This window comes from Reinekea sp. G2M2-21, assembly GCF_015687175.1.
Lineage (GTDB): Bacteria > Pseudomonadota > Gammaproteobacteria > Pseudomonadales > Natronospirillaceae > Reinekea.
Map to the genome: position 1 here is coordinate 1 of NZ_JADPQG010000002.1, position 25,589 is coordinate 25,589.

General features: G+C 48.4%; 21 protein-coding genes and 1 pseudogene. 6 read left to right on the top strand and 16 right to left on the bottom strand.

Annotated elements, in window-relative coordinates:
* Positions 1-414: 414 nt before the first annotated feature.
* The 4 genes from IYN85_RS08805 to IYN85_RS08820 all read right to left on the bottom strand — a co-directional run bounded on the left by IYN85_RS08805 (position 415) and on the right by IYN85_RS08820 (position 3,685).
* Positions 415-1,053 carry an SMI1/KNR4 family protein gene (locus IYN85_RS08805; protein ID WP_196158532.1) on the bottom strand — a complete coding sequence of 213 codons (639 nt, stop codon included), beginning with the start codon at positions 1,051-1,053 and terminating at the stop codon, positions 415-417.
* 816 nt (positions 1,054-1,869) lie between these two features.
* Entirely contained in the window at positions 1,870-2,346 is a 477-nt protein-coding gene (locus IYN85_RS08810) for a JAB domain-containing protein (protein WP_196158533.1), read from the bottom strand.
* Positions 2,347-2,468: 122 nt separating this feature from the next.
* A complete protein-coding gene (locus IYN85_RS08815) occupies positions 2,469-2,807 on the bottom strand; it encodes a hypothetical protein (protein WP_196158534.1) in 339 nt (112 codons plus the stop codon).
* A gap of 221 nt (positions 2,808-3,028) precedes the next feature.
* Positions 3,029-3,685 carry a methyltransferase gene (locus tag IYN85_RS08820; protein WP_196158535.1) on the bottom strand — a complete coding sequence of 219 codons (657 nt, stop codon included), beginning with the start codon at positions 3,683-3,685 and terminating at the stop codon, positions 3,029-3,031.
* 118 nt (positions 3,686-3,803) lie between these two features.
* Here IYN85_RS08820 and IYN85_RS08825 point away from each other — a divergent pair, with 118 nt between their 5' ends.
* Positions 3,804-4,319 (top strand): GNAT family N-acetyltransferase, encoded by a 516-nt coding sequence (locus tag IYN85_RS08825; RefSeq protein ID WP_196158536.1) that lies wholly within the window; start codon positions 3,804-3,806, stop codon positions 4,317-4,319.
* Here the strand turns inward: IYN85_RS08825 and IYN85_RS08830 are convergent.
* The 4 genes from IYN85_RS08830 to IYN85_RS08845 form a co-directional block, all read right to left on the bottom strand.
* Positions 4,314-4,916 (bottom strand): hypothetical protein, encoded by a 603-nt coding sequence (locus IYN85_RS08830; protein WP_196158537.1) that lies wholly within the window; start codon positions 4,914-4,916, stop codon positions 4,314-4,316. The two genes, IYN85_RS08825 and IYN85_RS08830, sit on opposite strands and share 6 nt — an antisense overlap.
* Before the next feature lie 114 nt (positions 4,917-5,030).
* Positions 5,031-6,089, bottom strand: a complete 1,059-nt coding sequence (locus IYN85_RS08835) for a CARDB domain-containing protein (protein ID WP_196158538.1) — start codon at positions 6,087-6,089, stop codon at positions 5,031-5,033.
* 33 nt (positions 6,090-6,122) lie between these two features.
* The gene (locus IYN85_RS08840) at positions 6,123-7,076 is read right to left on the bottom strand and encodes a hypothetical protein (RefSeq protein WP_196158539.1); all 954 of its coding nucleotides are present in this window, start codon (positions 7,074-7,076) and stop codon (positions 6,123-6,125) included.
* A 1,191-nt stretch (positions 7,077-8,267) separates the two neighbouring features.
* A complete protein-coding gene (locus IYN85_RS08845) occupies positions 8,268-9,230 on the bottom strand; it encodes a DUF5692 family protein (RefSeq protein WP_196158540.1) in 963 nt (320 codons plus the stop codon).
* A gap of 209 nt (positions 9,231-9,439) precedes the next feature.
* On the opposite strand from IYN85_RS08845, the gene IYN85_RS08850 reads away from it, so the two are divergent.
* A complete protein-coding gene (locus IYN85_RS08850; protein ID WP_196158541.1) occupies positions 9,440-10,324 on the top strand; it encodes a LysR family transcriptional regulator in 885 nt (294 codons plus the stop codon).
* A gap of 92 nt (positions 10,325-10,416) precedes the next feature.
* Here the strand turns inward: IYN85_RS08850 and IYN85_RS08855 are convergent, their stop codons facing one another.
* The 3 genes from IYN85_RS08855 to IYN85_RS08865 all read right to left on the bottom strand — a co-directional run bounded on the left by IYN85_RS08855 (position 10,417) and on the right by IYN85_RS08865 (position 14,962).
* Positions 10,417-11,640, bottom strand: coding sequence for an NPP1 family protein (locus IYN85_RS08855; protein WP_196158542.1), 1,224 nt, complete (start codon positions 11,638-11,640; stop codon positions 10,417-10,419).
* A gap of 419 nt (positions 11,641-12,059) precedes the next feature.
* Complete coding sequence (locus tag IYN85_RS08860) at positions 12,060-12,401, bottom strand: hypothetical protein (protein WP_196158543.1); 342 nt, start codon at positions 12,399-12,401, stop codon at positions 12,060-12,062.
* Positions 12,402-12,724: 323 nt separating this feature from the next.
* Positions 12,725-14,962, bottom strand: coding sequence for a hypothetical protein (locus tag IYN85_RS08865; RefSeq protein ID WP_196158544.1), 2,238 nt, complete (start codon positions 14,960-14,962; stop codon positions 12,725-12,727).
* Between the two features lie 975 nt (positions 14,963-15,937).
* On the opposite strand from IYN85_RS08865, the gene IYN85_RS08870 reads away from it, so the two are divergent.
* On the top strand, positions 15,938-17,596 hold the full coding sequence (locus tag IYN85_RS08870) for a glycosyl hydrolase family 18 protein (protein ID WP_230390652.1): 1,659 nt from the start codon (positions 15,938-15,940) through the stop codon (positions 17,594-17,596).
* Between the two features lie 100 nt (positions 17,597-17,696).
* Here IYN85_RS08870 and IYN85_RS08875 read toward each other — a convergent pair whose 3' ends face one another.
* Complete coding sequence (locus IYN85_RS08875) at positions 17,697-17,894, bottom strand: hypothetical protein (RefSeq protein ID WP_196158545.1); 198 nt, start codon at positions 17,892-17,894, stop codon at positions 17,697-17,699.
* Positions 17,895-17,942: 48 nt separating this feature from the next.
* Positions 17,943-18,524 (bottom strand): TetR-like C-terminal domain-containing protein, encoded by a 582-nt coding sequence (locus tag IYN85_RS08880; RefSeq protein WP_196158546.1) that lies wholly within the window; start codon positions 18,522-18,524, stop codon positions 17,943-17,945.
* Between the two features lie 137 nt (positions 18,525-18,661).
* Here IYN85_RS08880 and IYN85_RS08885 point away from each other — a divergent pair, with 137 nt between their 5' ends.
* Together IYN85_RS08885 and IYN85_RS08890 are read left to right on the top strand one after the other, a co-directional pair.
* The gene (locus IYN85_RS08885) at positions 18,662-19,729 is read left to right on the top strand and encodes an efflux RND transporter periplasmic adaptor subunit (RefSeq protein ID WP_196158547.1); all 1,068 of its coding nucleotides are present in this window, start codon (positions 18,662-18,664) and stop codon (positions 19,727-19,729) included.
* Between the two features lie 2 nt (positions 19,730-19,731).
* Positions 19,732-22,818, top strand: a complete 3,087-nt coding sequence (locus IYN85_RS08890; RefSeq protein WP_196158548.1) for an efflux RND transporter permease subunit — start codon at positions 19,732-19,734, stop codon at positions 22,816-22,818.
* A 32-nt stretch (positions 22,819-22,850) separates the two neighbouring features.
* Here the strand turns inward: IYN85_RS08890 and IYN85_RS08895 are convergent, their stop codons facing one another.
* The gene (locus IYN85_RS08895) at positions 22,851-23,381 is read right to left on the bottom strand and encodes an aminotransferase class I/II-fold pyridoxal phosphate-dependent enzyme (protein WP_196158549.1); all 531 of its coding nucleotides are present in this window, start codon (positions 23,379-23,381) and stop codon (positions 22,851-22,853) included.
* 21 nt (positions 23,382-23,402) lie between these two features.
* Here IYN85_RS08895 and IYN85_RS08900 point away from each other — a divergent pair.
* Positions 23,403-23,816: pseudogene (locus IYN85_RS08900) on the top strand (LysR substrate-binding domain-containing protein); the annotation flags it as partial.
* 22 nt (positions 23,817-23,838) lie between these two features.
* Here IYN85_RS08900 and IYN85_RS08905 read toward each other — a convergent pair.
* Both IYN85_RS08905 and IYN85_RS08910 read right to left on the bottom strand, forming a co-directional pair.
* Entirely contained in the window at positions 23,839-24,000 is a 162-nt protein-coding gene (locus tag IYN85_RS08905) for a hypothetical protein (protein ID WP_196158551.1), read from the bottom strand.
* A gap of 142 nt (positions 24,001-24,142) precedes the next feature.
* A complete protein-coding gene (locus IYN85_RS08910) occupies positions 24,143-25,543 on the bottom strand; it encodes an MFS transporter (protein ID WP_196158552.1) in 1,401 nt (466 codons plus the stop codon).
* Positions 25,544-25,589 lie beyond the last annotated feature (46 nt).

A 25,589-nucleotide genomic window follows, 5' to 3' on the forward strand; every position in this document is an offset into this window, starting at 1 on the left:
AGTGCATTATGCCAACCCATCGCAAGTAAAATAACAATATGCGTCACTAAAACACTCGACACATATGCTTCCGAACTCCAGTTGTGAGCCCGCAATCTTTGATATTCTAATTCTGTCTGCTTCAAGCAGGTTTTCTATCGAATCACTTTCCTTACAACCTATTAACTCTAAAGATTTATTCTCTAACTTGTTCGTAAAAGTGAGTTTAATATTTAAAGGGCAACCTGAAGCACTACGAACTACCACAACCTCTATAAGATCCCACGTACTGTTGAATTCGCAAAGAGTGTTTAATTCTTCTTCCATATCCCTATCTCATAACGCCCGCATAAATGGCGAGCTTGCGAGTCCAGCGCGTACCGCGAAGCGGTGTCTTTAAACGCGCGACATTTCATGCGTTTGTTATGTGAACTATTACCAATCAATTATCTGTTGGTCCATTTTCCCAATCCTAGAAAAATATGGGGTATTCCCAAACAAAGGGGCTGCATCTTTTAGATAGCTCTTAAAATTCTTAATTTCTGAAAAATCCGGACCTGTGAAAACGCGAATTCCGTTTTCTAGCTCTTCGGCTGAAGCGCTCAAAAACGCACCAATAGATTTGGATACCATATTGCAACCCACCCCTTCACTCATATCGTATACTGCACCGTATGTAGTTGAATTTTCGATACAATTAATAACTATAAAGTTGCTATTGTTTTCCTCTAGGATAGGTAGGAAGCCTAAAGGCCAATAGTCGGGATTTTCTTCACCACCACATCCAGCGAAGTCGTTATACTTCTCTGAGATTTCCTGTACTGGAATTATACTCATACCCCAAACAAGATGTGGTTCGAATAAATCGAGTTCGGCCATTTTATCTTCGTCTACATCCCCCAAGGTAGATAGAAATTCATGGAGCTCGCCGGGTATTGATACAGAGTCTAGTTTCCGAATATTTTCTAGATCGTCGGAGTTACATGGCTTAAGAACGTCAACTGTTGAAGACCCGAACTTTCTAGAAACTTCTGTGAACTTATCAATTATTTCAATAATGCTACTTTCTGCCACTACTAACTCCTTCACTTCACATAACAGTTTCTTATTAGGCCACCGCTTATTTTTTCCAGAGCGCATATGTAATTAGCTGAAAGAACCACGGTATCGCTCTCTGCCGGTCATACTGCAGCCTGCAAACACCCTTGTCAATTTGGCTGTCATTACACATGAGCGCATGCCTAAGTATTTTAAATACTCGCGCGCCTGAAACGCCCTGTTCATGGGGGTTAGTCTAAAACACGGCTTGTTAATATTTCGATATTGCCGGGGTTTTGCGGCGCGTGCTTAAGTATTCAGGCAATTTCCGGAAAATGCGGCGCAAAGGCTTTTTAGCCCGATTGTGGCTTGCTTGGTAAGTGAAGGGGCAAGGATTACCCATGATTTGGGAGACGGCGCGTACCTTGGGGTGGTTTCGGTGATGGCGATGCATTTTGAGCTAAATTGCTGGCCTAAAGCCCAACCTACATGATCGGTGCGTCTGCGCTTTGTGCCGAAGGCTAATGCTCAGAGGTATTGGTTTGTTGGGCTAAAGCCCTACCTAAATCATTGCCCCTTCGACTGCTACGCGCTCTGGGCGAACGGTATGGTTAGGCGATTGTTGGGCTGACGCCGCGACCCACAAATTCATTTCCCCTTCGACTGCTTCGCGCTCTGGGCGAACGGTATGGTTAGGCAATGTCGGGCTAAAGCCGCGACCCACAAATTCTTTTCCCCTTCGACTGCTTCGCGCTCAGGGCGAACGGTATGGTTAGGTGATGTCGGGCTGGCGCCCGACCCGCATAGTTATCGCCTCTCCGCGTTGCTCCGAAGGCTCCTACAGAAAACCTGTCACACCAAACCCAGTCTGGCGAGTGAGGTGGTGTTCATTCGGTTGGAATTCGAGTCAGCCTTAGTAATTAGAAAAAAGTCGTCCAGCCAGATTGAGTATTCCAGTAATCGGTCTTTTATTCGTGTGGCTTCCAGCAAGTGTTTGTCTCTGATCGATAAGTTTCCTTTGGGGTTGTGGTGAATGAGTATTAAACGCGTAGCGTTGGCTTGAATAACATGACTGATGAGTAAATTAGTGGTGAGTTCTTTGAGAGAGAATTTACCGGTGAGAATGGGGCGGCTTTCTAATAATACACTTCGAGTACTAAGCATGAGTGCGTGTATGGCTTCGTGTTTTAAATGGATGAAGGTGTTGGCGATGTACAGCTCGGCACGCGCGATGCTGTCCAGTAAAACCGGGTTGGGTTTTTCCAGTTCACGTTGGTGGGCGTGGGTGAACAGCAGTTCGTCATCGATGTTGGTGATTTTTTTGTACATGGTTGTCTCGCTTTTTAAATTCGTTTTCTGTTTAAAAATTTTTAAGCATCAGAAACCTTGCCTGTGGGCGCAGGCAAGGTGTGCGGCTAAGCAATGTGTTCTGTGTTTTTTACTGCGGGCGTTCAGCGGCTGTTTTTACTTCGGTACTGCTTTAACAGCTGTTTGTAACTCACGAATGTCACGGAACACGGCTTTAGCCGCATCGAATTTGGAAAAGCTCCGGTGTACAACGCCAGGGCGATACGAAAACGCCACCAGTGTAGGGCGCGTAAATACGCGGGGTCGGTTTCTATCTGTGGGTTTCGGTGCCGGTTGGCCATTGTTTGTTTTACTGCGGGGTCACAAGGGTTTTTCACTTCAACGGGGTGTTGAAGGTCGCTTTTAGTTGCGCTTAGTTTCCCTTGTGGGGAGATTTTTTCTTGGAACGAGCGGTGCTCTAGCTTACCATTGAACTTAGCCATAATTGATACCTCGAATATCGGTTGTGGTTAGCTGCCCTTGAGTGGTGACACACTCTTGGGTAGCGCTTAGTTTTACGCTACTTTCTTTCCGTTATTTGCCTCCTGAATTTTCTGAAAAACCAACCTGTATAAAACACTGGGTGAGGATTGAACACAATTTATTTTTTGTGTGGGGTTATTTTATTGTGATTGATGTCTAAAAAATTCGCTTGCCTGTCAGGCTACTGCGCTCGCACAAAGCGCAGAATATGCCCTTTAAATTCTTTATCCAGATAATCGGTATGCGCCGGTTTTTCAACGGTAGATTTAAAACCGTGTGCCACCATGCGGGTTACCAGTTTGTTTTTTCGGCCACGGCCTGGGTCCACAATAATAATTTCGCACGCGGGGTTGGCGTGGCTGGCCAGAAAGTTCGACAGTAATTCAATGTGCTCATCTTCGTACAGTAAGTCACTGCCGATGATCACATCAAACAAGCCGAGCGTGTCGTTTTCGGCGGCCCAATCTACCTGCTCAAACGCGATGGCGCCGTCTTCATTCAGGTCGGTGTTACGTTTTAAAAAATGCTGCACCTGGGGGTGATAGTCCGTGGCGGTAATGTCGGCGTTCTGTTTATTGAGCAGCAGGCTAGATAACGCCATACCACAGCCAACTTCCAGAATGCGTTTGGTGTTGGTATCGTACGCGGCCATGAGGTGCGCCAACACCAGGCTCGAAGGCCAAACAACACCGAATATCGGCCACGAGGCCGATGAAATGCCCAGCTCTTCGGCTTCGCCGTTCGGGTCGGAAAATTCCTGGTTATTTCGCAGGGTACATAAATGAATATCAATTTTACCAAACTCGACGGTTTGGTAACTTAATCGCAGTTTTGTCATGTGGCGGCCTCAGTCGATGAGCGCTAAGCCAGCTATCTGGGATAAGTGACAAAACACAAAGGGCGGCCATGGTAACCCAGATTCCGCAAATAACCAGCACTATACGGGCAACTGAGTCATGAATGTCAGCATAACACCGGCCGAAGACGACACACTGATCACCAACCTTTTTCAGTATTACCTTTACGATATGTCGGAATACACCGGTTTCCAGCCAGACGCCTCCGGCTCGTTCGCGGTGGATAACTCGGTAACCGGTTTACAGGATTACTGGCAAGAACCCAATCACTTTCCGTATTTGATTCGGGTAGACGAAGAGCTGGCGGGCTTTGCGCTGGTGCGCCAGTTCCCAAAGGGTTCCGGGCAATACGACATGGGGCAATTTTTTGTAATGCGAAAATTCAAGCGCCAGGGCGTTGGTTCCCGCGCGTTTCAACAATGCGTTGCGCGCCACCCCGGGCCTTGGCAAACCCGCGTACTGCCGGATAACACCGGGGCGTTGGCGTTCTGGAAGAAGACAATCGGCGAGGTGTGCGGTAACAATCTCCAGATTAAAAGCGAGCCGTACCGTAACCGGGACATGCTGTTTATTCGCTACGTTGTCCCGGTAGGTGCTTCTTCGGCTGGGTTATAAACCGTTCCATTGCGTCATCACGATATCCAGCACCTTTTTGCTGTCGTCGTGTATAGAAAACTCACTCACGCCAAAGCCGGGCATGGCACCGTCGACCAGCGTGACTTTTCGCCAGTGGTAGTCTTCATTCTCAATACGAATATCAGCTTCACAGGTTTCATAAGGTGGGTTGGCCGAACAACTCAGGTTCTGTTGTTGAACGTCGGTTGCGGTAACGTCCGCGTCGGTCTCACCTTCAGCCGGGTTTTGCAGCAGTGCAAAGGGAACTTCGTTTAACACCATGAACTTTTCAACGGCGGTGAGTGTCTGCTCAGCCGCAAAGTTTGGGCAAGTCGCTTCGGCTTGAAACGTTAAAGTGATGTCCGTTTCCGTGTCGCCTGCAATACGCGTGAGCGTCAGGTGGTCGGCATCTATTTTCAATAACCGGAGAGAAAACTGATCGTCGTTCAGTGTGACGGCATACAACACCTGTTCACCCTGCGCCATGTCGATTGGCGGCAAGCAACTTGCGGTTTGCGTAGACCCCACAGAAGGTAAACAACCGCTCAATACAACCCAGGCGGTACCGGTGAGAAAAAATGATAAATGACGGCGCATGGTCACATCCTTAAAAAGTGCACACCACTGTGCGGTGTGCACTATGAAAAAATTTTCGGTTTGTTTCTGTGTTCGGCATCGCACAATGAATGACATTGCGGGATGCCGCACCGCTTAATACACGGTGATCTGATGCAACAACGAAACGTAGTTATTGCTTTCACTGCTTTCCGGTATGGCACTATTCGGATCGACGCGATAGCCAATGTAGTACGTTCCCGGTGCCAGGCCACTGGGCACGGTAAAGCGTTTATCCGCTGTGGCGTAGGACCCAGTCGGCATACTCCAGCTCGCGCTACCAATATAGGTATCCGATGTGGAAATATAGGAGTTCGTGGAAATGAAGAACTGAATGTAAGCGGACTCAGTCTGCGTACCTAAGTTCTCGACAGTGTATTCCAGATCATACTGGCTGCCACGACTCAACGACGTCACCCAACTGCCACCGGTGGTTCTCACTTTGTTGGTGCTGCTTGAACCACCACCGGTGTTGTAGAACCGGGACACGGAGACATCCCGTTCGGTGGTGCTGTCTGGGTACAGCAGGCGCAAGCCCCAGCGGTCATCGCCGTGCGGTTCTACGTCGTTGTAATGCCCAATGGGACCACCGCTGTAGTAGTAGGTGTTCATGGTGGCTGGGCGGCCATCCGAGTGCAGCAACCCCAAGGCATGACCCAGTTCGTGCAACATCACCAACTCATAGTTATAGGGTGAACCCGTGGTGGCGCCGGTAAAGTCACTGAGCGTCCACGCATACCGTGTGTTAATGCCGATGTCTGCCTCGGTGTAACCGTATTGCGTACCAAACAGCCAATAACAATTAAAACGCGAACGGGTTACACCCAGGTAGCTTTCGCTGGGTTTGTACTCGAAATACACTTCGTTTTTACCGTTGGAACTGCTGTGGCTACCGTCGGTATCCCGCCCTACGTAGAACTTGAAGTTACTGCCGCCAACCGCGTTCCATTCCGACATCATGTACTGGGTGTGCAAATCCCAGTCGGATCCAATCGGGAATGAAGTGGTGGACAAATACATGTTGGTCCAGTCGCTTTTCCAATGTTGTTTCTTGCCATCGCAGGTGCGCCAGGCGGCGGCATTTACATCCAGTGAAGCCAGTGTTAAGGCGGCCGCAACGGCGCCAGCTACGGCTAATGTTTTTACGTTTTTCATGAGATTATTCCTTTTTCTGTAACCCAGTGAGTTTTACTCGTCGTCCGACTGTGTTGATGCGTCGGGACGTTCCAGTGGTAACTGAGTTTCCTGCGATATCGCTTCCGTGCGTTGTTCATCTTGCTTGCGAGCTACGCCCATCGGTGCGTCGGCAGGTGCCGATTTACCACGAACGACTTCGGGTAAACGCACCAGATCGTCCACAGACATATCCACCTGAGCATTCGCTCTCAAGGTTGCGGTTTGTGCTTTACGTTCCTGAATCATGGAAACGAAATTGCGCACATCGACCGGAGCGTAACTGGCTTTACCAGCCTTACCTGTCGATTTTTCAAGGGTTTCACGTTCTACCTGAGCGACCGAACGGTTCACCAGGCGATCTTCCCCACCGTCGGATTCCAGCAACATCACACCTTCGGATGAGCGATGTTCCGTTCGCTCGGCGTTATCCAACAACTGGCCCCGCGCCATTAAGCCATGATCGGTTTCGGTAATCAGGTCTGCGCCCTGAAAGCCAACCACCAGTTCGCGGTTTGCGGTTTGCACCTGTTGCCGATCATTCACTTTAAACACGCCCTGGCTGAAGCCAACGAAAGGCATATCGGCAACGCCATTGTGGCTGACAAACACCACCACTTGGTCACCCACTTCAAATTCGGGTGCGCCATGGGTTAACAGTGTTTCTTCGCCAATCACATTTTTGGCTTTGTCGAGCTGTTCGACCGTACCGCCTTTAAAACGCAATTGCACAGGCTTGCCAACGTGCTTTTCACCGGCGGCGGTTATGACACTGGCGTTGCGCAACACAATGGTGGTGTAAATTTCGCCATCGCTGGCTTTCGCAGCATTCAGCTTAGCCACCGTACCCATCACGCTGTGTTGGCTGGTGTCGACCAGTTCATTAAAGTCTTGATATAGAACGGTTGTCGCTTGTGCGGAACCGAGTAGCATGCCGAGAAGTACGGCAATCAGTGGGGTTAGTTTCATAGCATTTCTCCTTTGCTAACCAACGCTTTCATTGAGTTGTGCTATCAAAGGATTGAGTGAACGTAACGTTTTTTACGCGCACCAGGCGAGTAAGTAGTCGTTAGCGAGGGGCAAACTAACGCGCGTGTGTGCGCGCAGAAATCCTTTCCCTGGCTAAGGCAAGGTTGCATTCATAATCCTTTGAAGCAATGTCACTATAAAAAAATTTCGAATCTGTTTTGCGAATTAGGTCTAAAAAAAATTTGGTTTTCGTTACGGAAGTGTGTGAGTTTTGTAAGCGTATGTGATGCTGTGATGAAGTTGGCGTTGCTATTGTTGTCCTGCAATCAGGCTTGGTCACCATCCTGGAAATTTTATTGGCGAAAAGTTTCACTACCCTGTAAATGGAGTTATACCGAATGGCAATCACTTAAGCTCGTTCAATGGGATTTGCATCAATGCGTGACTTGGTTTCACTGCGTTTTTTTTCTTCACATACTAAATCTGTTTCGAAGACTATGGTTCCGTTTTTAACCAGAAGATTTTGTGGAAGATTTTTCTTTCCAAGGGGAGATCCCCTTGCACCCCCCTTCTGTCGCCCGCTTTGGTATTCTTCACTAATTGTCACTACGTTCGAACGGTCGCTTGAGCGTGCATCCCTGCACGCGCGGCGCTTCCAAGGGCATCCATGCCCTTGAATCCGTTGCGACGTGCCAATTAATTCAGCCAAAGCAGATACGAAGGAGCGGTTATTTACGCCGTTATCGGCAATAGCTTTAAATGGTTAGGCAAAAGCAGGAATAACAGAAATCGGCCATAGAAATATCTATCATAATGGCACCTCATGCGGCTGATCCACGGCCTTTCAAACGACCACGCGAATGGAGGTCCGACGTTTCGGTGGCCGTCGCGAACGACCTGTCGAAGACAGAATTGAGAAGTGAGACCAGTCGTTTTTGGCGGTGGTTGGGATTGCGCAAGGTCGAGCCCGAATCGTCGGACCGGTTCAGCCCTTGACGGCAAAAAACTCCCAATAAAGGCTTGTTACTGTTTGACGCAAATGCAGAAAAAATAAACCAGTTCAGCTTAAGTAAGTACCATTCGAGTTTACCCTGTTCACGGAACACCATCGGTCGACAAAAAAACTCCCCTCGTTACCCGATGATAAGCAGCGGCGAGGGATACTCACCGCTGCTTTCGCGAATACCAACATTACGCGGGTTGTTGTTGCCCCTGCACTGCTTGGTTGTCCAAAAGCTCGGCAGTTTCTTTCACACTTTTGTATGCGTTGAGATCGGTATACAACTCGTCTTTTAGCGGATTAAGTTTTCGGACAAAAATTCGGCGAATCTGGTAACCGAAAACACCGACGTTAGCCACAATACTCAGAAGCGATACGAACCACATCGCATCGGTACTTTGCGAAGCCTTAACCGCAAACATAGAGGAATCGACAAAGGTTGGGAACGCCATAACGAACATCATCCAGAACGCGAGAGTATGCGCTCGATGTTGCAACCATGCGCCCTTCGCCATCGTAAAGGAGGGAATCGTACAGGCTAATAACAGAGCTGCACCGGCGTAGAAGGAATGGTCCGGCACACAGTTGTAGACATAGGCAAAATTCCACAAATCATAGGCGATAATCCAGAACCACAACATATCGGGCCAGAGCATGTCTTTGCTTTTACGTTGACTGATGACGATGCCAGCCCAACCGCAAATGGTAACAATATTCAGTATCCCAGCTATACCATTGACAATATTCCATTTCCCGCCAGTGATAACCATACCGTCATGCAGGCTCGTCGCAAATGTGGACACCTGAAACTCGCGAATTACCGCTTCTAGTATGTTCAAACCTAAAATGAAGGCAGGAAAGAACAAAAGCGCTTTGTATTTCTTAGCCCAATCGGTGTATCGAATGAGCATGAATCCCACGCAACCGGCGATGGCGGAATACACTTTTACCCAGTGGAACCACGTACCAACACTTTCACCCGTTGCGCCATCGTGCTGCCAGAGTGTAAACGGCAAAACGATGGGCAAGACAATGAAGAAGAACACTGCTGCCCAGACTGAACGCCGTGAGATTTCATTAAGTAAAATTAGTGTGCCTAGAACAACGAACCAGGCAACAGCGGAATACCAAGGAATGGGTTCGAACAGAAACATAGTCTGCCTCCTACGATGAGTGTTTTGAGCACTTGCTCGTGCGTTGAATCAATATGCGAATTGACCAAATTCAGTATAAAAACGAAAAGGAAATGTCTGTAGAGCTGCAAATAGGCTGCAAGCGACCTAAAAACAGGACAATAACAACGGCGAGTGATTGACTTACATCAAGCGCTGAACCTGTCTCATACATCTGGAGAGCTGACAACATGCCAACCTTTGATGACTTACACCTATTTGCGCTCACTGTTCGACACAAAGGCATCAGTGCCGCCGCCGGTGCCATTGGCATGCAACGCTCGAAGCTGAGCAGGAGGCTTCAGGCTTTAGAGCGAAAGCTGGGGTATCAGTTACTGATTCGTACCACACGTAGCATCGAGCTGACGGAACAGGGCAAATGGCTTTACGAGCAAGTGAGCACACCGCTACTCACACTGAATGAAGTGATTGAGTTAATTGAAGACCAGAAATCACAGCCACACGGAAAACTTCGAATGGTGATACCTCCAGTGCTTGGCGTCACCGAGTTTTTCACTCAAGTCATTGAAACCTACACCAGTCTTTATCCTGATGTCCGCGTAGAAGTTCGGCACCAAACCAAGGCGGTTGACCTTCGTCGCACGAACACGGACATCCAAGTTTTACCTGTTTATCATCGCCCCAAAAGCGAAGATTATATTCAGCAGCATCTGGTCCATTTGCCGGTGTCGGCTGTCGCAACCGAAACGTACTTGATGGAACATGGGACACCCGAATCGATACAAGACTTATCCACTCACCACATTCTGGGGAACCGTTACAGTAAAACGCAGTTACCGAGTCAACTTCCTTACTATGTTTACAGTGAAGACCTGCATTTGTTACGGAATTTAGCGCGCGATGGCAAAGGCATTGCGTTATTGCCCAAGGTGATGGTTGAAAAGTGCCTGAAAGATCAACAACTGAAGGAAGTCCTGACGAACATCGGATTTGACGATCTCCAGGTGAAATTGGTTTATGCGTCTTTGCCTTATTTGAGTGAGAAAAGCCGCAGCATGATTACGTTAATGCGCGAGACTCTGAAGAGCAATGGGATTATTTCCTATCCGGTGTAAAACGGCTGGTGTCAGTACAGCACTTCTTTTTTTCTGGTAATGGCTTAAAGAAGTGCTGGCGATTTTTTTTAAAGGTGACGACCAAACCTCTGCTACGGCTGCTGGCAATATAGACTTAGATCATCGCAGTAATCTCCGGTACAGCGGATCCCCGCGACATAGCTGCCTTTGGCACATTGGCCAAGGCCTTGCTCTTCAGAAAAGGCTTTGGTCCAGCTCCCAGCGGGTGCAAGGTGATTTCGAAGGATGAGCTTTAGGTTGTCGCAGTATCGGCCGCTGCAGGAAAGACCCACCAGAGCGGCGTCATCCCATGCCCAACTGTTGGGTGATTCTTCCGATATCCAGTTACTCGTCCACTGGCCTCCGTGAGGAGTGACACTTGGCAGACTGCAGCATTTCAGCCGCTTGTTATCGCAGTATCGACCAGAGCATTGAATACCCGTAACAACGCGATCACCTGTACAAACGGCACCTGCGCCGCCTTCTTCGGAAAACCAAGCGCTGTATTGACAGTCTTCACCTTCAAAAAAATCTGGATAAGTATCGGGTTTAAACCGATTTAAATTATTTAAAAAATTGCTGTCTTTTAAGGGGATGGTGGCCGAACCGTAGTTAAACCCATTCAATAATGCACGCATCTCGGTATTTGTTTTGTTATCACCGTAAAGCTCGAACCAACTGATCACGGGTGGCGTAACGAATGCTTGATAGGGATTCTCCGCCGCTTCTGACGCGCCAGCAAAACGCATGGAATGGGTGCGGATACCATCTTTGTGATAAACCACACGGATGTGTGAGTTGGTGTGCGGAATATCCGCGATGGCTCTTGTGGTCATTTCGCCATGCGCACTAACGCTGCCATGCGTAACCTCACCATTCTTCGTCCAGACAGCGGCCTGTTCCCAGTCGTGCCTGTGCCCAAATAAATCATAGCCAGACAATACTTTATCCTTCTCAAAATAGAGCGAATAAAAGTGTCCACAGTATTCGGAACCGCCCTGATCTACGCAAAGTGAACGATGCAGGGTATTGGAATAATTTAGGAAATCACTGTTACGACAATTGCCGCCCAAAGTTCCCGTTCTAGCATCTAGTCCCGCGTTTTGTTCGCCAGCGCGACTGATACCCGCCGCAGGGAAACAACCGTCGCCATCGAAATCAAACACAGGTGCAATTGCGAGCACTTGAGCGTCGGCTACCGCCTGTTCCAGATGGTAAAAGTTGCTAGCGTGTGCAGGGTAGGTTACGGATAGACCGAGGAACAACGCGACGTTAATCCATCGCGACTTAACATTGAATAGGGTGTTTTGTGTCATACTCTTCTCCAGGTATTGTTCAAGCCAATTGCCCGTTTCAAACTGCGTAGGATTTTCGGGCTGAGTGATGATTTTTATTTTTATGAGATGCTGCTAGAAAAGACTTTGCATCATTTAGTCTTTACAGATTTTACGATGAACGGCAACAATATGAGTATTGTGCCAGCCAAAATGGTGCCTATATTTTCATAAGATGCTTCAGATGATTGAACAATCTTTTGGAATGAACTCCCATCTGACCCACTGACGGGCAAGAAATCGGTAATGAGCGGAAACCCGAATACCATTGCCAAAACGGTGTAGCCGATTAGAGAAATGCCCAACAATATGAAGACTTTATCCATAATTTTTTTTCACAAAACGTCACTTTAAAACAAATAAACGGTAGAAAGCTTTGTATCTAAAGCCAGGTACTGGCTTCACACTAACCACAGTAAGTATTTTGAAACTGATAAGAGCCAAAACAAAAAAGCAAAAAAACCAGCCAAACGAAAGTAAAATGCCTTTGGGTATAGCCTTCGATGCAGCAGTAAAGTAATTAAAAAAACTGCGCCTGTTAAATCAAGAACCAAACTAAAATTTAAGGTCCCCTGCACAACAAGTATTGATGTTGGCCCGCCATTTCCCCCAAAAATTTCAGCATTCAATAACCAAACATAGAAGTCACTGAAATAAGCTGCACTAAGGGCAAGGACCAACCAATAGAGCGGATACTGCAAACTAAATAGTGTTAAAACTTTTCTGTAGGTATTCGAATCCATTCAATGTCCTTATGTTTAACACCAAGGGGGAGTGCAGCATTTAATTAGATTGTCTTTATCAAAACACAAAGTGAACGGAAAAAACAAGAAATTGAACAAAACATTAAATCAGAGTTGCCCTAAGATATCTCCAGCTTTTAATTTATATGTAGCGCAACCTCTCAAAAATACGAATATAAGTATTAGAGCAACCCGTGTTTTTTTTCATCACGGGTAATAACTTCCTTGAAAATGACATTCTCACTTTATCGGCGACCCTCAACCGAGGGTCGCGTGATGTGTGTTAGGGCGTTTAAGCCCTGAAAACTTATTAAAGCAATGCCCTAGTGCACAAACGTGCTGCGTTGCTGTACCCGGCTGAAGTCCACCACCTCAGGATTAAAGCGAGGCAGGTCTACTTTAAACACAGGGTCAATCGGCGGGAAGTGCACTACAGGGTCCATCAACACGGGAACAAACACGCCACTCTTGCAGCTTTTAACGGCTAAGTCTTCCATAATTTGACCGCGTCGCGCGAGGTCATCGAACTCACGCGTAACCGGAGCACCCAATGGGTCCGGCACGGTAATACCGGTTAAGAAACCAGACAAGGTGGTTGGAAAACTCTGTGGCTTCACATGGGTAAACGACGTTTGCGTTTCTCCTGAATGGCAATCGTCGCAGGTATTCAACGACAATTTATGACGCACGGTCCCTTCCAGCGTTGGAGTGCCGGACGCGGTGGTTTCAGTACAGAAACCGGCACCAGGCACAATCGTTGTTGTGGGGTGTGCGGTCCAAACGGTGCCGAAACCATAATCGGCATGCGACCCTAAGAATGGGTTGCCTGCAAACGTATCCGGCACGACGTGGCTTTCACACGAAATAGCGTCTGCGTTGGTTTCCATAAATTGTTTGGTCACCAATGAACTGTTGCGAAACAAGGCTGGATCTGGTGTTTGCTTAATGGTGGCGGAAACTAGGCTGGCGCTACCGGCATCGATAACAAACTCCCTGAGCTGCCAAGGGAATGACAACGCAATTTCGTTCGTGCGCAATTGGTTCAACGCGCTGCCGTTTGGCTTGTTGGGCATTGCATTAGCGGTGGTAACGTCGTCGGTTATGGCTTGCAGCGCTGCGTTAAAAGCGGCCGTGCCGAATGCCATAGATGACAGATCGATCCATTCATTGGCACGCGATTTCACCGACGTACAGAAACTGGAGGTATCACCGTATTCGAAGATTACCGTCATAGCCTGGGTAGACCCTAAGTTGCCCGACGTACAGGAAGGGCTGGCCGGGTCGACCAAGCCAAACACGAAACGAATTTCACCCGGCTGGCCGGTTTGCCCGTAAGAAGATGTACTGGCCAGATCGATACGATTCACAATAGCCAACAAACGGAATGGCAGGTTGTTCATATCCAGCGTGCTGGCGTTTACGCCATCCCAGCCGCCAAAGAAGTTTTGCATATTGGTTCGTTGAAAAACGGTGAAGCCATTCACGGTTTGTGGGCTCATCCAGTTCAACAACCAATTGTGCGTAAACTCTTGTGCGCTGATGCCGGTAATAGAGGTATTGGCCATGTTGGTCATTAACGTTTTAAAGGACCAAGCGCCATTCACATTACCGAGGTTGCCGTCGCCGTCTACGTCACATGGGTCAAATGTGCGGGAGAAATCGGCGGTGACCGACGGATGCGTCACCATCAGGCTCTTAGCTTCATTGTGTGCCATCGGCAACAGGGGGGTAAAATCGATCGCCGGAAAGAAGGGTGTTAATACCGTTCCATCCTCTAACTCAATTGGCTTCTGCCCAGTCGGCGGATTTTTGGGTTCAAACTTCGCTGCGCCAACCACGGATCGCCCAGAGAACAATTCGACTGTTGAGCCTCCAAATTTTTCGACACGGCTGATGAATTTTTCTTCATTGCGCAGTTGCGATTTAAAATCGAAATTAAAGAACGACGAATAGAGACCATCGCCTCGTTCTTGGTCCGGTAGAATGCCTAAGTCGTTAAGAGCTATGGTGCGGCCACTGAAGTTAAACGGGATAACCGACTTCAGACCTTCCACGCCCTTAAAGCTCACCAGAATGGCTGCGTTATCGCCGTTTTCGCGTTCTTTGTTGAGTTCAAACAACTGGTTATTCAGCGCTGGCGGTGGTGCTTTCACAAAACTGGGTTCAAACCCAAAACCGCTCGGTCCCGGTGGCTGCTTGAACATAGCCTCAGCGATTTCCAGGTCGGCACCGTCGACGGTGCCATTGCCATCAAGATCGCCATCGGGGTCATCTGTTTTAAAGCGTGTCAGTAGGCTTTTGATATCACGGTCATCCACGATGTTATTGTTGTCAAAGTCGGCGTCACAACGGTTGCCGAAGCCATCACCGTCGGTATCACGCTGTAATGGGTTAAATACTTTTACACAGTTATCGATGACATCGACGATGCTGTCTTTGTCGGAATCGGCGTTTAGATCGGCGGCCTGGCCTAACGACATCGACGCAGATAAAACAATCGCCAGCGATAACTTTTTATAAGCAAACTCTCTCTTTCGGTTTTTACTGATTACCCTTTCCATTTTATTAACCTCAATTATTTTTTAGTTAAAAAATGCTGCAATAGCCCACCAAAAACCAATCGATAAGGGCCGACAACACAACCAGCATTTGAAAAACGACAACCGATGCCTCCGGCTTTACTGCCCTGCAAAGCCGCTCCATGAGTTCAACGCGTTGTCCTGCATTACATTGCAAACAAGACCACGTAATGCCAGGGACAAAAATATAGAAGGTAATTCTGACGGAAATGTTCACCAGTGATCATTCTCGAAACTTTTGCTTCAGGAATGTTCATTTTTTCGACTTGCGTCGCAAGCGCCAGTTGAGGGCTGTCTAAAAGAACGGTCTTGAGAAAACCGAACGCCTGTGAGGCTGTTTTGGATCACGACCGCCTATTGGGAAAAATTTTGGATAAGCAAACCACAAATTACGAACAGCCCAGACGGGGATGCAGCGTTCTCTGTTCTGCGGTTAAGTCCATCTCGAAATTCAGCATGTCATATCTTTACACCAAACCGTTAACGAGTCGCGCGATGTCACCAACTTGCCGCGATAAATTTCGTGTTCTTCTTTCCGATTGAACCCTGATGAATAAGGCACTAGATGAAGTTGCTAGTGACATTGTTTGGCGTGCAATGCGTAAACCTGTAACAAAACACGCCGTTTTCAGGAAATTACAGGTTTGTTTCAAACTTTTTTTGCGACGCAGATCTCAGAACCGAAAACGCAATTGGTACTACATTGAACCTATTGGTACTTAAATAATAAATCCAAAACCCAAGCAAACATTGGTATTAGACCTTAGTATCAATTTAATTGCGCGTTTCAATCCAAATTCGCCGGGATTAAGGAAATACCAAAGTAGAACCAATAAACGAGACGATAGAGTGTTGGTAAATAGTGAGATTGTGATGTTCCGCTTTTGTCTGGCAACGATGTATTCCGTCTGAATCGCATTAGAGCAACTGAAAACGACTAATAACAAAGGTAAACTCATGACTTTTATCAGCAAAACAGGTCGAACTGGTCGATGGATGATAGCCGTTGGCGCGCTGGCATTTTCGTCAGCCGCCATGGCCGTTGATTGTAATGGCGTTGATGAGTGGCAGCCCAGCGCTGTTTACTTAGGTGGCGACAAAGCAACTCAATCCAACAAGCTTTACACCGCCGCCTGGTGGACACAGAACCAAAGCCCGGCAACGCATTCTGGCCCGTGGCAAGAATGGAAACTGCAGGGCACCTGCGACACCACAAACCCTCCGGGCAACCAGCCACCGGTGGCAAGAACCAATGGGCCATTCAGCGCGCAGAAAAACCAAACCATTGCCATGAGCGCCACCGGCTCCAGCGACAGCGACGGCTACATTGCCAGCTACGCATGGAACTTCGGCGACGGTCAATCCAGCAGTGACATGAACCCTGGGCATCAGTACGGCGCAGCCGGCACTTACGATATTTCCTTGGTTGTTACGGACGATGATGGGGCTAAGAGCACTGCCACCACCACGGCCGTTATTACCGATGGTACTCCGCCACCACCACCGCCGGGCGATACCAAAATAATTGGTTACTTCGCCGAGTGGGGTATTTATGGCCGCAACTATCACGTGAAAAATATTCACACAAGCGGCTCGGCTGAGAAGCTGACGCACATTTTGTACGCGTTCGGTAATGTCACCAACGGTAAGTGCGCCGTCGGCGACTCATATGCTGCATACGACAAAGCCTATTCTGCTGCAGACAGTGTTGATGGCGTGGCGGACACTTGGGATACCGGTGCCTTACGTGGCAACTTCGGTCAGTTGAAGCGTTTGAAGAAAATGTACCCGAACCTGAAGATCGTTTGGTCATTTGGTGGGTGGACCTGGTCACGCGGCTTCGGTGAAGCGGCGCAAAACCCGGCCGCATTTGCCGATTCCTGTTACAGCTTGGTGAACGACCCACGTTGGGCGGGCGTATTCGACGGTATCGATATCGATTGGGAATACCCGAACGAATGTGGCCTGACTTGTGACAACAGCGGCTTCGATGGCTACCGAAACCTGATGGCCGCTCTGCGCGCCCGTTTTGGAACACAGTTGGTAACCTCTGCCATTGGTGCGGGTGAATCGAAACTGCGGGCAGCCGACTACGGTGGTGCTTCCGATTATGTCGACTTCTACATGCTGATGACGTACGACTACTTCGGCGCCTTTAACCCTGCCGGACCTACCGCACCGCATTCAGCACTCAACAACTATAGTGGCATTCCAACACCGGGCTTCTATTCCGACAAAGGTGTTCAGGTTCTGAAGAGCTTGGGTGTACCGAGCGATAAAATCCTGTTGGGCATCGGCTTCTATGGTCGCGGCTGGACCGGCGTGACACAAAGCACTCCGGGTGGCAGCGCTACTGGCGCAGCACCAGGTGAATACGAAGCGGGCATCAACGATTATAAGATCCTGAAAAACAGCTGCCCTGCGACTGGCACCATTGCAGGAACCGCCTACGCATACTGTGGCGGTAACTGGTGGAGCTATGACACGCCAAGCACGATTCAGACGAAAATGAACTACGTAAAACAACAGGGTTTAACGGGTGCATTCTTCTGGGAACTGAGTGGCGACACGACGGATGGCGAATTGATTCGAGCGATTGATAACGGCTTGAATTAAGACACGCTAACACCAGCGTTATATATAGATAAAAAGCACAGCCTGGCTGTGCTTTTTTTTGCCTGATATGTTGATTCGCATTTTGGTGCAATGTGCTGAATTACCACCAGAACGTGACAAACGTTAAAGCCTTATTCATGGCTTTGGGATAGCAATATCCGAGAAAAGCGGCGGGCAAACCAAACATCAGGAAAGGCTTGCCAAGTGATTTGACCAGTTCATAAATTGGGGAAACAGTCACGTCATCGAAGAACACCCAGACGACACAACCCAACACACCAAATACTAAAAAAGCCATGACCGAAACCAACCGTCGAGCTGCTCGTTGCGGCATATTCATCAACATTCACTCTTCTCGATTTTCGCTCAACGCTCCCAACTGCTGATGCACATATACTTTGAACGGAATTTCAAATATCGCCGTGAGTTGCGCTGCGGTTTCCTGCCTGCCCCGGTCAATCCATGTCAGTAAAATAGAGCTGAACATCCCTTTTAGCGTATTCTGCAAATACTCGATCTCGGTATCTGTCAGGCCAACCATGGCGGACAGCTCCAGTAACTTCAAATTAGATGCACTGACAAATCGCGTCGAGAAAATGTCCCAGCGATCGGCCTGGTACAGCGCGAGAATCACTTGCGAGTGTCTTACCCAGTACTCGAAAAAAGGCGTCAAGTTAACAGGGCCTTTATCGAACTCCGGCTCCGCTATCGATTTTAACTCATCGAACTGTTCGTCCAACTTCAGCTTAAACACGTCATCAACGTAATCGAAATTTCGGTAAAAGGTGGCGCGACCAATAATGGCCAACTCACACACCTCTTTAATGCCAATATCACTGAATGCCTTTTTTTGCTGCAATTCACAAATGGCGTCAAAAAGCCGATCTGTTGTTTGTTTGACTCGCTTGTCTAAACTGTTTCGATACAAAGTCGCCTGCCGTGTCTCGTATCTGAGAATGGTTATTGATTGGGCACAATTTACGGTTATATTGGCACGCTTTCAATACATATGTATCGTATCGTGCTTTTTTGGGCATCGAATTGCGCTACCAGGAGAATACTTCAGTGAGCAAAACCAGTGTTAGCTTTCTCGCCTTAATCGTGATCTTGATGGCTTTGGTCGTTTCGTCCTGCAGTCCTGACGACGCCAATTCCGTTATCGCGAAGAACCAACCTGTAAAAGTCATTTCCGTGCGCACAAACGTCGCCGAGCCGATACGTCGTTTTCCTGGCCGAGTTGCGGCCAGCGAAACCGCCAACATAGCCTCAAAAGTCGCTGGACAGGTTAAGAACGTTTTTGTCGAAGCTGGCGATGAAGTCAAAGCAGGCGATATCTTACTGGAACTGGATCAAACCGATTACCAGTTGAATTACGATCAAGCTTTAGCAAACTATACGTTAGCGAAAGTCTCGTTTGACCGTGTCGATGCGTCTAGACGAAAGAACATAGCCACCCAGGCAGATTTTGACAGCGCCAAAGCCAACGTTGACAAAGCAAGCGTCGGCTTACAACAGGCAAAAAACCAATTATCCGACACACGTGTGAAGGCGCCTTTTGCAGGCACGGTCGTGCGCGTTAACACGCAACATTACGACTTCATTGGCGCAGCTCAACCCCTTGTCTATCTGCAGTCGGTCGATAATATTGATGTTACGTTTCAGGTACCCAGCGATTTGGTTGCAAAACTGAATCGGGATGCCAATCAAGCCAAGGTAAACGTAGTATTCGATGCAATCTCAGATACGCCATTTGCCGCCACTGTGCGCAAGTTCAGTGCCGACTCGGACCGTGCAACGCGAAGCTTCGATGTTACGCTGACCCTGAAAGCCCCACCTCAAAACGAAGGTTTGCTGTTGCCGGGAATGGATGCCACAGTCATGTTGGACTTAAGTTTGCTGAGCCCTGTTCGTTTTTTGACTGTACCAAGTCACGTTGTTTTTGAACAAGCTGGAAATACCTACGTTTGGACTGTGGTTGATCAAACTGTGCATAAAACACAGGTGTCCTTGGGTAGCTTTGTGGGCGATGAGGTTACCGTGCTTGAAGGTCTGAAGGCTGGCGATACAGTCGTAGCCGCCGGCATTCATAAACTAACTCAGGGGCAAACCGTAGCGATCTGGAGCGCAGAATAAGCATGGACATCGCACGGTATTTTATTGAAAAGAAAGTAACCAGCTGGATGGTCACGCTCATCCTACTGGTTGGCGGCGCGTTGGCGTTTATGAACCTGGGTCGGCTGGAGGATCCTGAATTTTCTATCAAACAAGTGAACGTGATCACCCAATATCCCGGTGCTTCTCCGCAACAAGTTGAAGACGAAGTCACTTATTTGCTTGAACGCGAAATGCAAAACCTGCCTTACGTGGATCAAATTAAGTCGACATCCATTGCCGGACAGTCCACCTTATCTATCGTCATGAAAGATACGACACCGGGTGATACGCTAGGGCAGGTATGGGATGAAGTTCGGAAGAAACTACGGGACATTGAAAACCAACTTCCGCCAGAAGCTAAAACGCCCATCGTGGTTGATGATTTCAGCGATGTTTACGGCATTCTATATGCTATTACAGCCGATGCAAAAAACATGTTCGAGCACCGTGAGCTAGCGAGCATTGCGGCGGATTTGAGCAAAGAGTTAGCACTGGTCGAAGGTGTCTCGAAGGTCACCATATCTGGGGCACAGCGCGAGCAGATTGAAATACGTGTACCCACGAAAAATCTAGTGGCAATGGGTATTCCGATCGAACAGATTGCAGGCGTGCTCAGCAGCCAGAACGTTGTGTCCAACTCCGGCTATGTCCACGTCGGAGGAGAATACATTCGACTAACTCCTACTGGTGAGTTTTCAACAATTGAAGAACTGGAATCTCTTAGTATTGTCAGTCCTGCCAACGGACAATCCACTAAACTTAAAGACATTGCTGAGATAACTCGCGGGTATCAGGATCCGTCGAACCACATTATTCATCATAATGGTAAAACGGGTATAGCGTTGGGTGTTTCTTTTTTACCGGGTGTCAACGTCGTCGATGTTGGTGAGCGTGTCCGCGCAAAACTGACAGATTCTGCCGACTTAATTCCCTTGGGCATCAATCTCGATGCTATCTATTTTCAGGGTGATGAAGTCAGCCATGCGGTCAATGGGTTTCTACTCAGCTTGGTACAAGCCGTCGTTATTGTGGTGATCGTACTATTGATCTTCATGGGATTAAAATCCGGCATCCTGATTGGCATGATTCTGGCCATTACTATTTTTGGTACATTCATCGTTATGGATATGGTGGGACTGACGCTGCAGCGAATATCGCTGGGGGGGCTGATCATCGCGCTAGGGATGTTGGTAGATAATGCGATTGTGGTCACCGAAGGGATTCTGATAGGACTGCAACGCGGTAAGACAAAAACCCAGGCCGCCAGTGATGTGGTCAAACAAACGCAATGGCCATTGCTTGGTGCGACAGTGATAGCGATCACGGCATTTGCACCGATGGGTTTGTCTCCAGACAATATTGGCGAGTTTGTTGGTTCTCTGTTTTGGGTTTTGTTGATCAGTTTGACCATCAGTTGGTTTACCGCTGTGTCTCTTACACCGTTTCTGTGCGACCTGATGTTTAAGGAAGCCATCGCTGTTGGGCGACAAACTGACAGCGATCCTTACAAAGGGATTTTCTTTACGGTTTATAAAGGAATATTGGTTAAGGCAATGGGCCACCCATGGGTTACGGTTGCATTGATATTGGTTGCACTCGCAAGTGCAGGCGTTGGGTTCCAACAAGTGAAGCAGGCATTTTTCCCTAGCTCCAATACACCAATATTTTTTCTAGAGCTGCGATACCCGGTTGGTACACACATTGAGACTACGGAGCAGGGCATTCAGGCACTGGAAGCTTTCCTCGTCAGCGATGATCGGGTTGACTTTGTCAGCACCACTCTGAGCCAGGGCTTTCCACGTTTTCTTTTGACCTATCAAGCCATCGAAACTGGAGCCAGCAATGCCCAAATGGTGGTACGCACGCACCGGGTTGAAGATATTGACGGACTCATGTCTGAAATTCACGAATATCTGGGTAACGAGCAGCAGGATGTCTTGTTCACATTACGTAAAATGCAGCTTGGTCCGGGCGGTGGCGCTAAATTGGAAGTTCGTTTCGCGGGCAATGACGCACAGATACTGCGTGAACTGTCTGAACGGGTAAAAGCCATTTACCGTGCGCAACCGAATCTGGAAGGCATACGCGACGATTGGAAAAACCCCGTTAAAGTCCTTCAGCCCCAATTCAATGCAGAAAAAGCATCTGAATTGGGTATTTCCAAACAAGATTATGACACGGCACTATTAACACACTTGCAAGGCCAACAGGTGGGAGCGTTTCGAGACGGCACTAAATTGCTGCCGATTATAGCCACGGTTCCCGACAGTGAACGGAGCAGCGTCGATCAAATACAGGACATTCAATTATTCAGTAATGGCCGTTACTTCAATATTACTGAAGTCACGGATGGCTTTAACGTTATTTGGGAGGATCCGATTATTTTAAGACGTGATCGTCAACGCACTATTACGGTCATGGCCGATCCGCACATCAACAGTCCATACAATGCGGACCAGTTACTGAAAATGGTGCGACCAGCCATCGAGGCTATCCCTGTTCCGTTAGGTTACACCATGGAATTTGGCGGGGAATATGAGAATTCTAAAATGGCAAAAGACAACATGACTAAGATTCTCCCTATGGGATTCCTATTCATGTTTATCATCACCGTATTATTGTTCAATTCGGTGAAAGAAACATTAGTCGTTTGGTTTTGTATCCCATCGATGATGATTGGCATAGCATTCGGTCTATTGATCTTGGACGTCCCTTTTGGTTTTATGGGCTTCCTCGGATTACTCAGTTTGTCTGGGATGGTCATCAAAAATGGAATCGTATTAATCGATCAGGTCAACGTGGAAATTAGGGGAGGCAAAAATCACTTCAACGCCATGCACGACGCAGCTATCAGCCGACTGCGCCCAGTCTTTATGGCTGCTTTAACCACCATTCTTGGATTGGCCCCTCTGTTCTTTGATCCGTTCTTCAAAGACATGGCCGTTGTGCTGAGCTTTGGTTTAGGATTTGCTACAGTCTTAACCCTAATTGCAGTGCCGGCTTTTTATGTGCTGTTCTTCCACGCAAAAAACGGCATGAACAGCCGACAACCTAGTGATCTAAGTTGAGATAGATGCACACCCAATAACCGACTTCTTTGTCAGTTATTGGGTTCAGAAGCCACACTCACGCTGCTTATCACTTTTTTTGATGTCTTCAACTTTTTCAAGGCATTCCACGTTTCTCGCATGCTGGTTTTCGAGCCAACGGATATTCGTACGCAATCTTGTAACTCCGGCTCGGATGGCAGACGGCGAACAATAATGCCCTGTTGTTCAAGGTGCTTGTAAGCATCCACACCCGTATGAAATTGAACGAGCACAAAACTGCTTTCACTTGGCCATACGTTTTTTACGCTTGGTAACCCAACGAGCTGACGAACAAACCAATCGCGTATTTCCTTTACTTGGTCTACGGCTGCCCACATTTGAGTAACATGCTTGGGCTGCAATGCCGTCAGCGCGATATCCGCACTGGGATCCGGTAACGGGTATGGGGCTATCACTTTGCGCAACGCATCGATGATTGCCGACTGTCCAAGTACAAAGCCACAGCGAATACCGGCTAAGCCAAAGGCTTTGGACAACGTGCGGAGTACGACCAGATTCGGGTAAGTGGTTAACAGCGGCACCACAGTTTCCGTCGCACTGAATTCGATACTTACCTTTTGTTTGATGAAGTGCTAACGCCACTGTGTAACGCGGAAACCTTAGCGGGTCGAGACGCCAATACGTTTATTAAACAATTGCACCAACATCCGTGGCTACATGCCAGCTCCGATCAACGCGACTGGAAATGTTGGTTACAGCAGGCGGGCCTTAACGGGCTACGCTCGGATCGAAACCAGCACTTCCCGACATTGGATTTAGCGACCAGTGCTGCCGCACGCGGCTTCGGCATTGTGGTGGGAGACATTAACTTGGCGTGCAACGAGTTGGACAATGGACGCTTACTGGCGCCAATGCCTTTGCACGTAAAAACCGGAAATCAATATTTTTTGCAGACTTCTGAAAAACGACATAACGAATGTCTTGTGGCGTTTACTGAGTTTTTGCTGGCACAGTAGAGGATGTATTTAGAGGACTTATTTATTCGGCAAGAGCGCTGACGATCAGATCATGATCTTCAATATCAGACAGTCCAGAAACGGCAATATCTTTATGGGCGATACGAGCCGATTTGATGATTTTCATGCCCATATCCAGACCAATGTCATTACTAAATTTTTGCAGTGTGATGGATCGTACCATTCGTTCATTCCCTGATATGAAAAATTCGTTACGACACCATCGTCTGTCTACACAGTGCGCCGTATGACGGTTCGAACACCTATACTGGGCACGACAATTGTACTTGTCAATGGACGCCACCCACGTCCAGGCAGTCTTAACGTCAATCCGTTTTTCGACGGCGTTTGTTCACCACGTCAATCATCACACCACTGATGGGTGTGAAGCGGGCAACACGGATCACCAGGTCGCGTACGCGACCACGCTGCTTGATTCGCAGTTCGGGAGCCCGAGGTAAGTACCACAACGCTACCGCGGCGCGCAGCAAGGTTGAGAGCAAGAAGATAACGGCGATGGGCCGTTCAATATGAATGCGAATGCCGGAAAGTGAGATGTCCTGCGGAATCCAATCGATAATGTAACCACCGGCCAACGCTCCAATAAAAACGGCCAACGCTCCCATCGACGAAGAAATTGCCGCGTAACTGGCAAAGTGAAGGTGACGGGGTTTTTGGTCATAGAGGTAATTGGATGCCGCCAAGGTAAAACCGCTCCAGGCAAAACCACCGAGAATCTGCACAAAAATTATGTAGGGGTAGAAGTCGGAAAACAGCCATAACACCGGCAGGATCGGAATAATGGCACCGCCGACGGCCATCACATAGCGATTGCCTTTACGGTCACAGATTTTGCCCCACAAGGGCAGCATTAAAAACTGCGCGAAAATAGAGCTGCCGGTACTGACGGCAAACTGGAAGTAAGAAAACTCCAAATCCCGCAACATATAGACGGCAAAGAACGGACCGGATAACGCCACGAAACACTGCATGCCAGCCATAAACAAGGCGAAGCGGCGGAAGTCGCGATCGGCCAACAAACCAATTAAGTGGCTGAACATCTGGCGCAATGTTCGGCGGTCGCCATGCGTCGGCAACGTTTCATCATCGTGCATGCGTGACAATAACCAGGTTGACGCACCACGACCTGCGGCGGCAATAAAAAACAGAATGAAAAAACCAACCCAGGTATAAGCCAGCTTTTCACTGCCGGACAATAACACCCCCCCAGCAATGAACGTGACAAAGGAGGTTAGCATGGCGATGCGTGAACGTAGAGAGAAAAACCGACCACGAATTTTATCCGGCACCAGCTGGCCCATCCAAGCGCGCCAGTGCGGCATGATCAGATTGGCACAAATATGAAACAGGATGAGCGCGCCGAGCAATACCGGGATAGGGTGAGTCCAGACTGGCAATGCCAGTGACAGTACTACCAAAATAGCGGCGGTTTGCAATGCCGCGCTCACCACAATCAAGCGATGCCGATGCAGCCATTGCCCTATCCACACGGCCAGCAATTGAAACACACCACCGGCCAACTGGGGCAGCGCGGTCAGCCAGCCAATCTGTACCGAGTTAGCCCCCAGAAAGACCGCAAAGGCATTTACATATTGGTCGAAGCTGCCGGTCATTAACGACGAAGCGAAGCTTTCGCGTTGCGAGGTAACTAAACTTGTGCGCAGGGTTTTGTTGTTTGTCTGGGGAGTGTCAGGTGTCTCGGCCATGGTGTCCTATTGCTGATTTCACAATGCAGTCCAACTGAATTTGCGA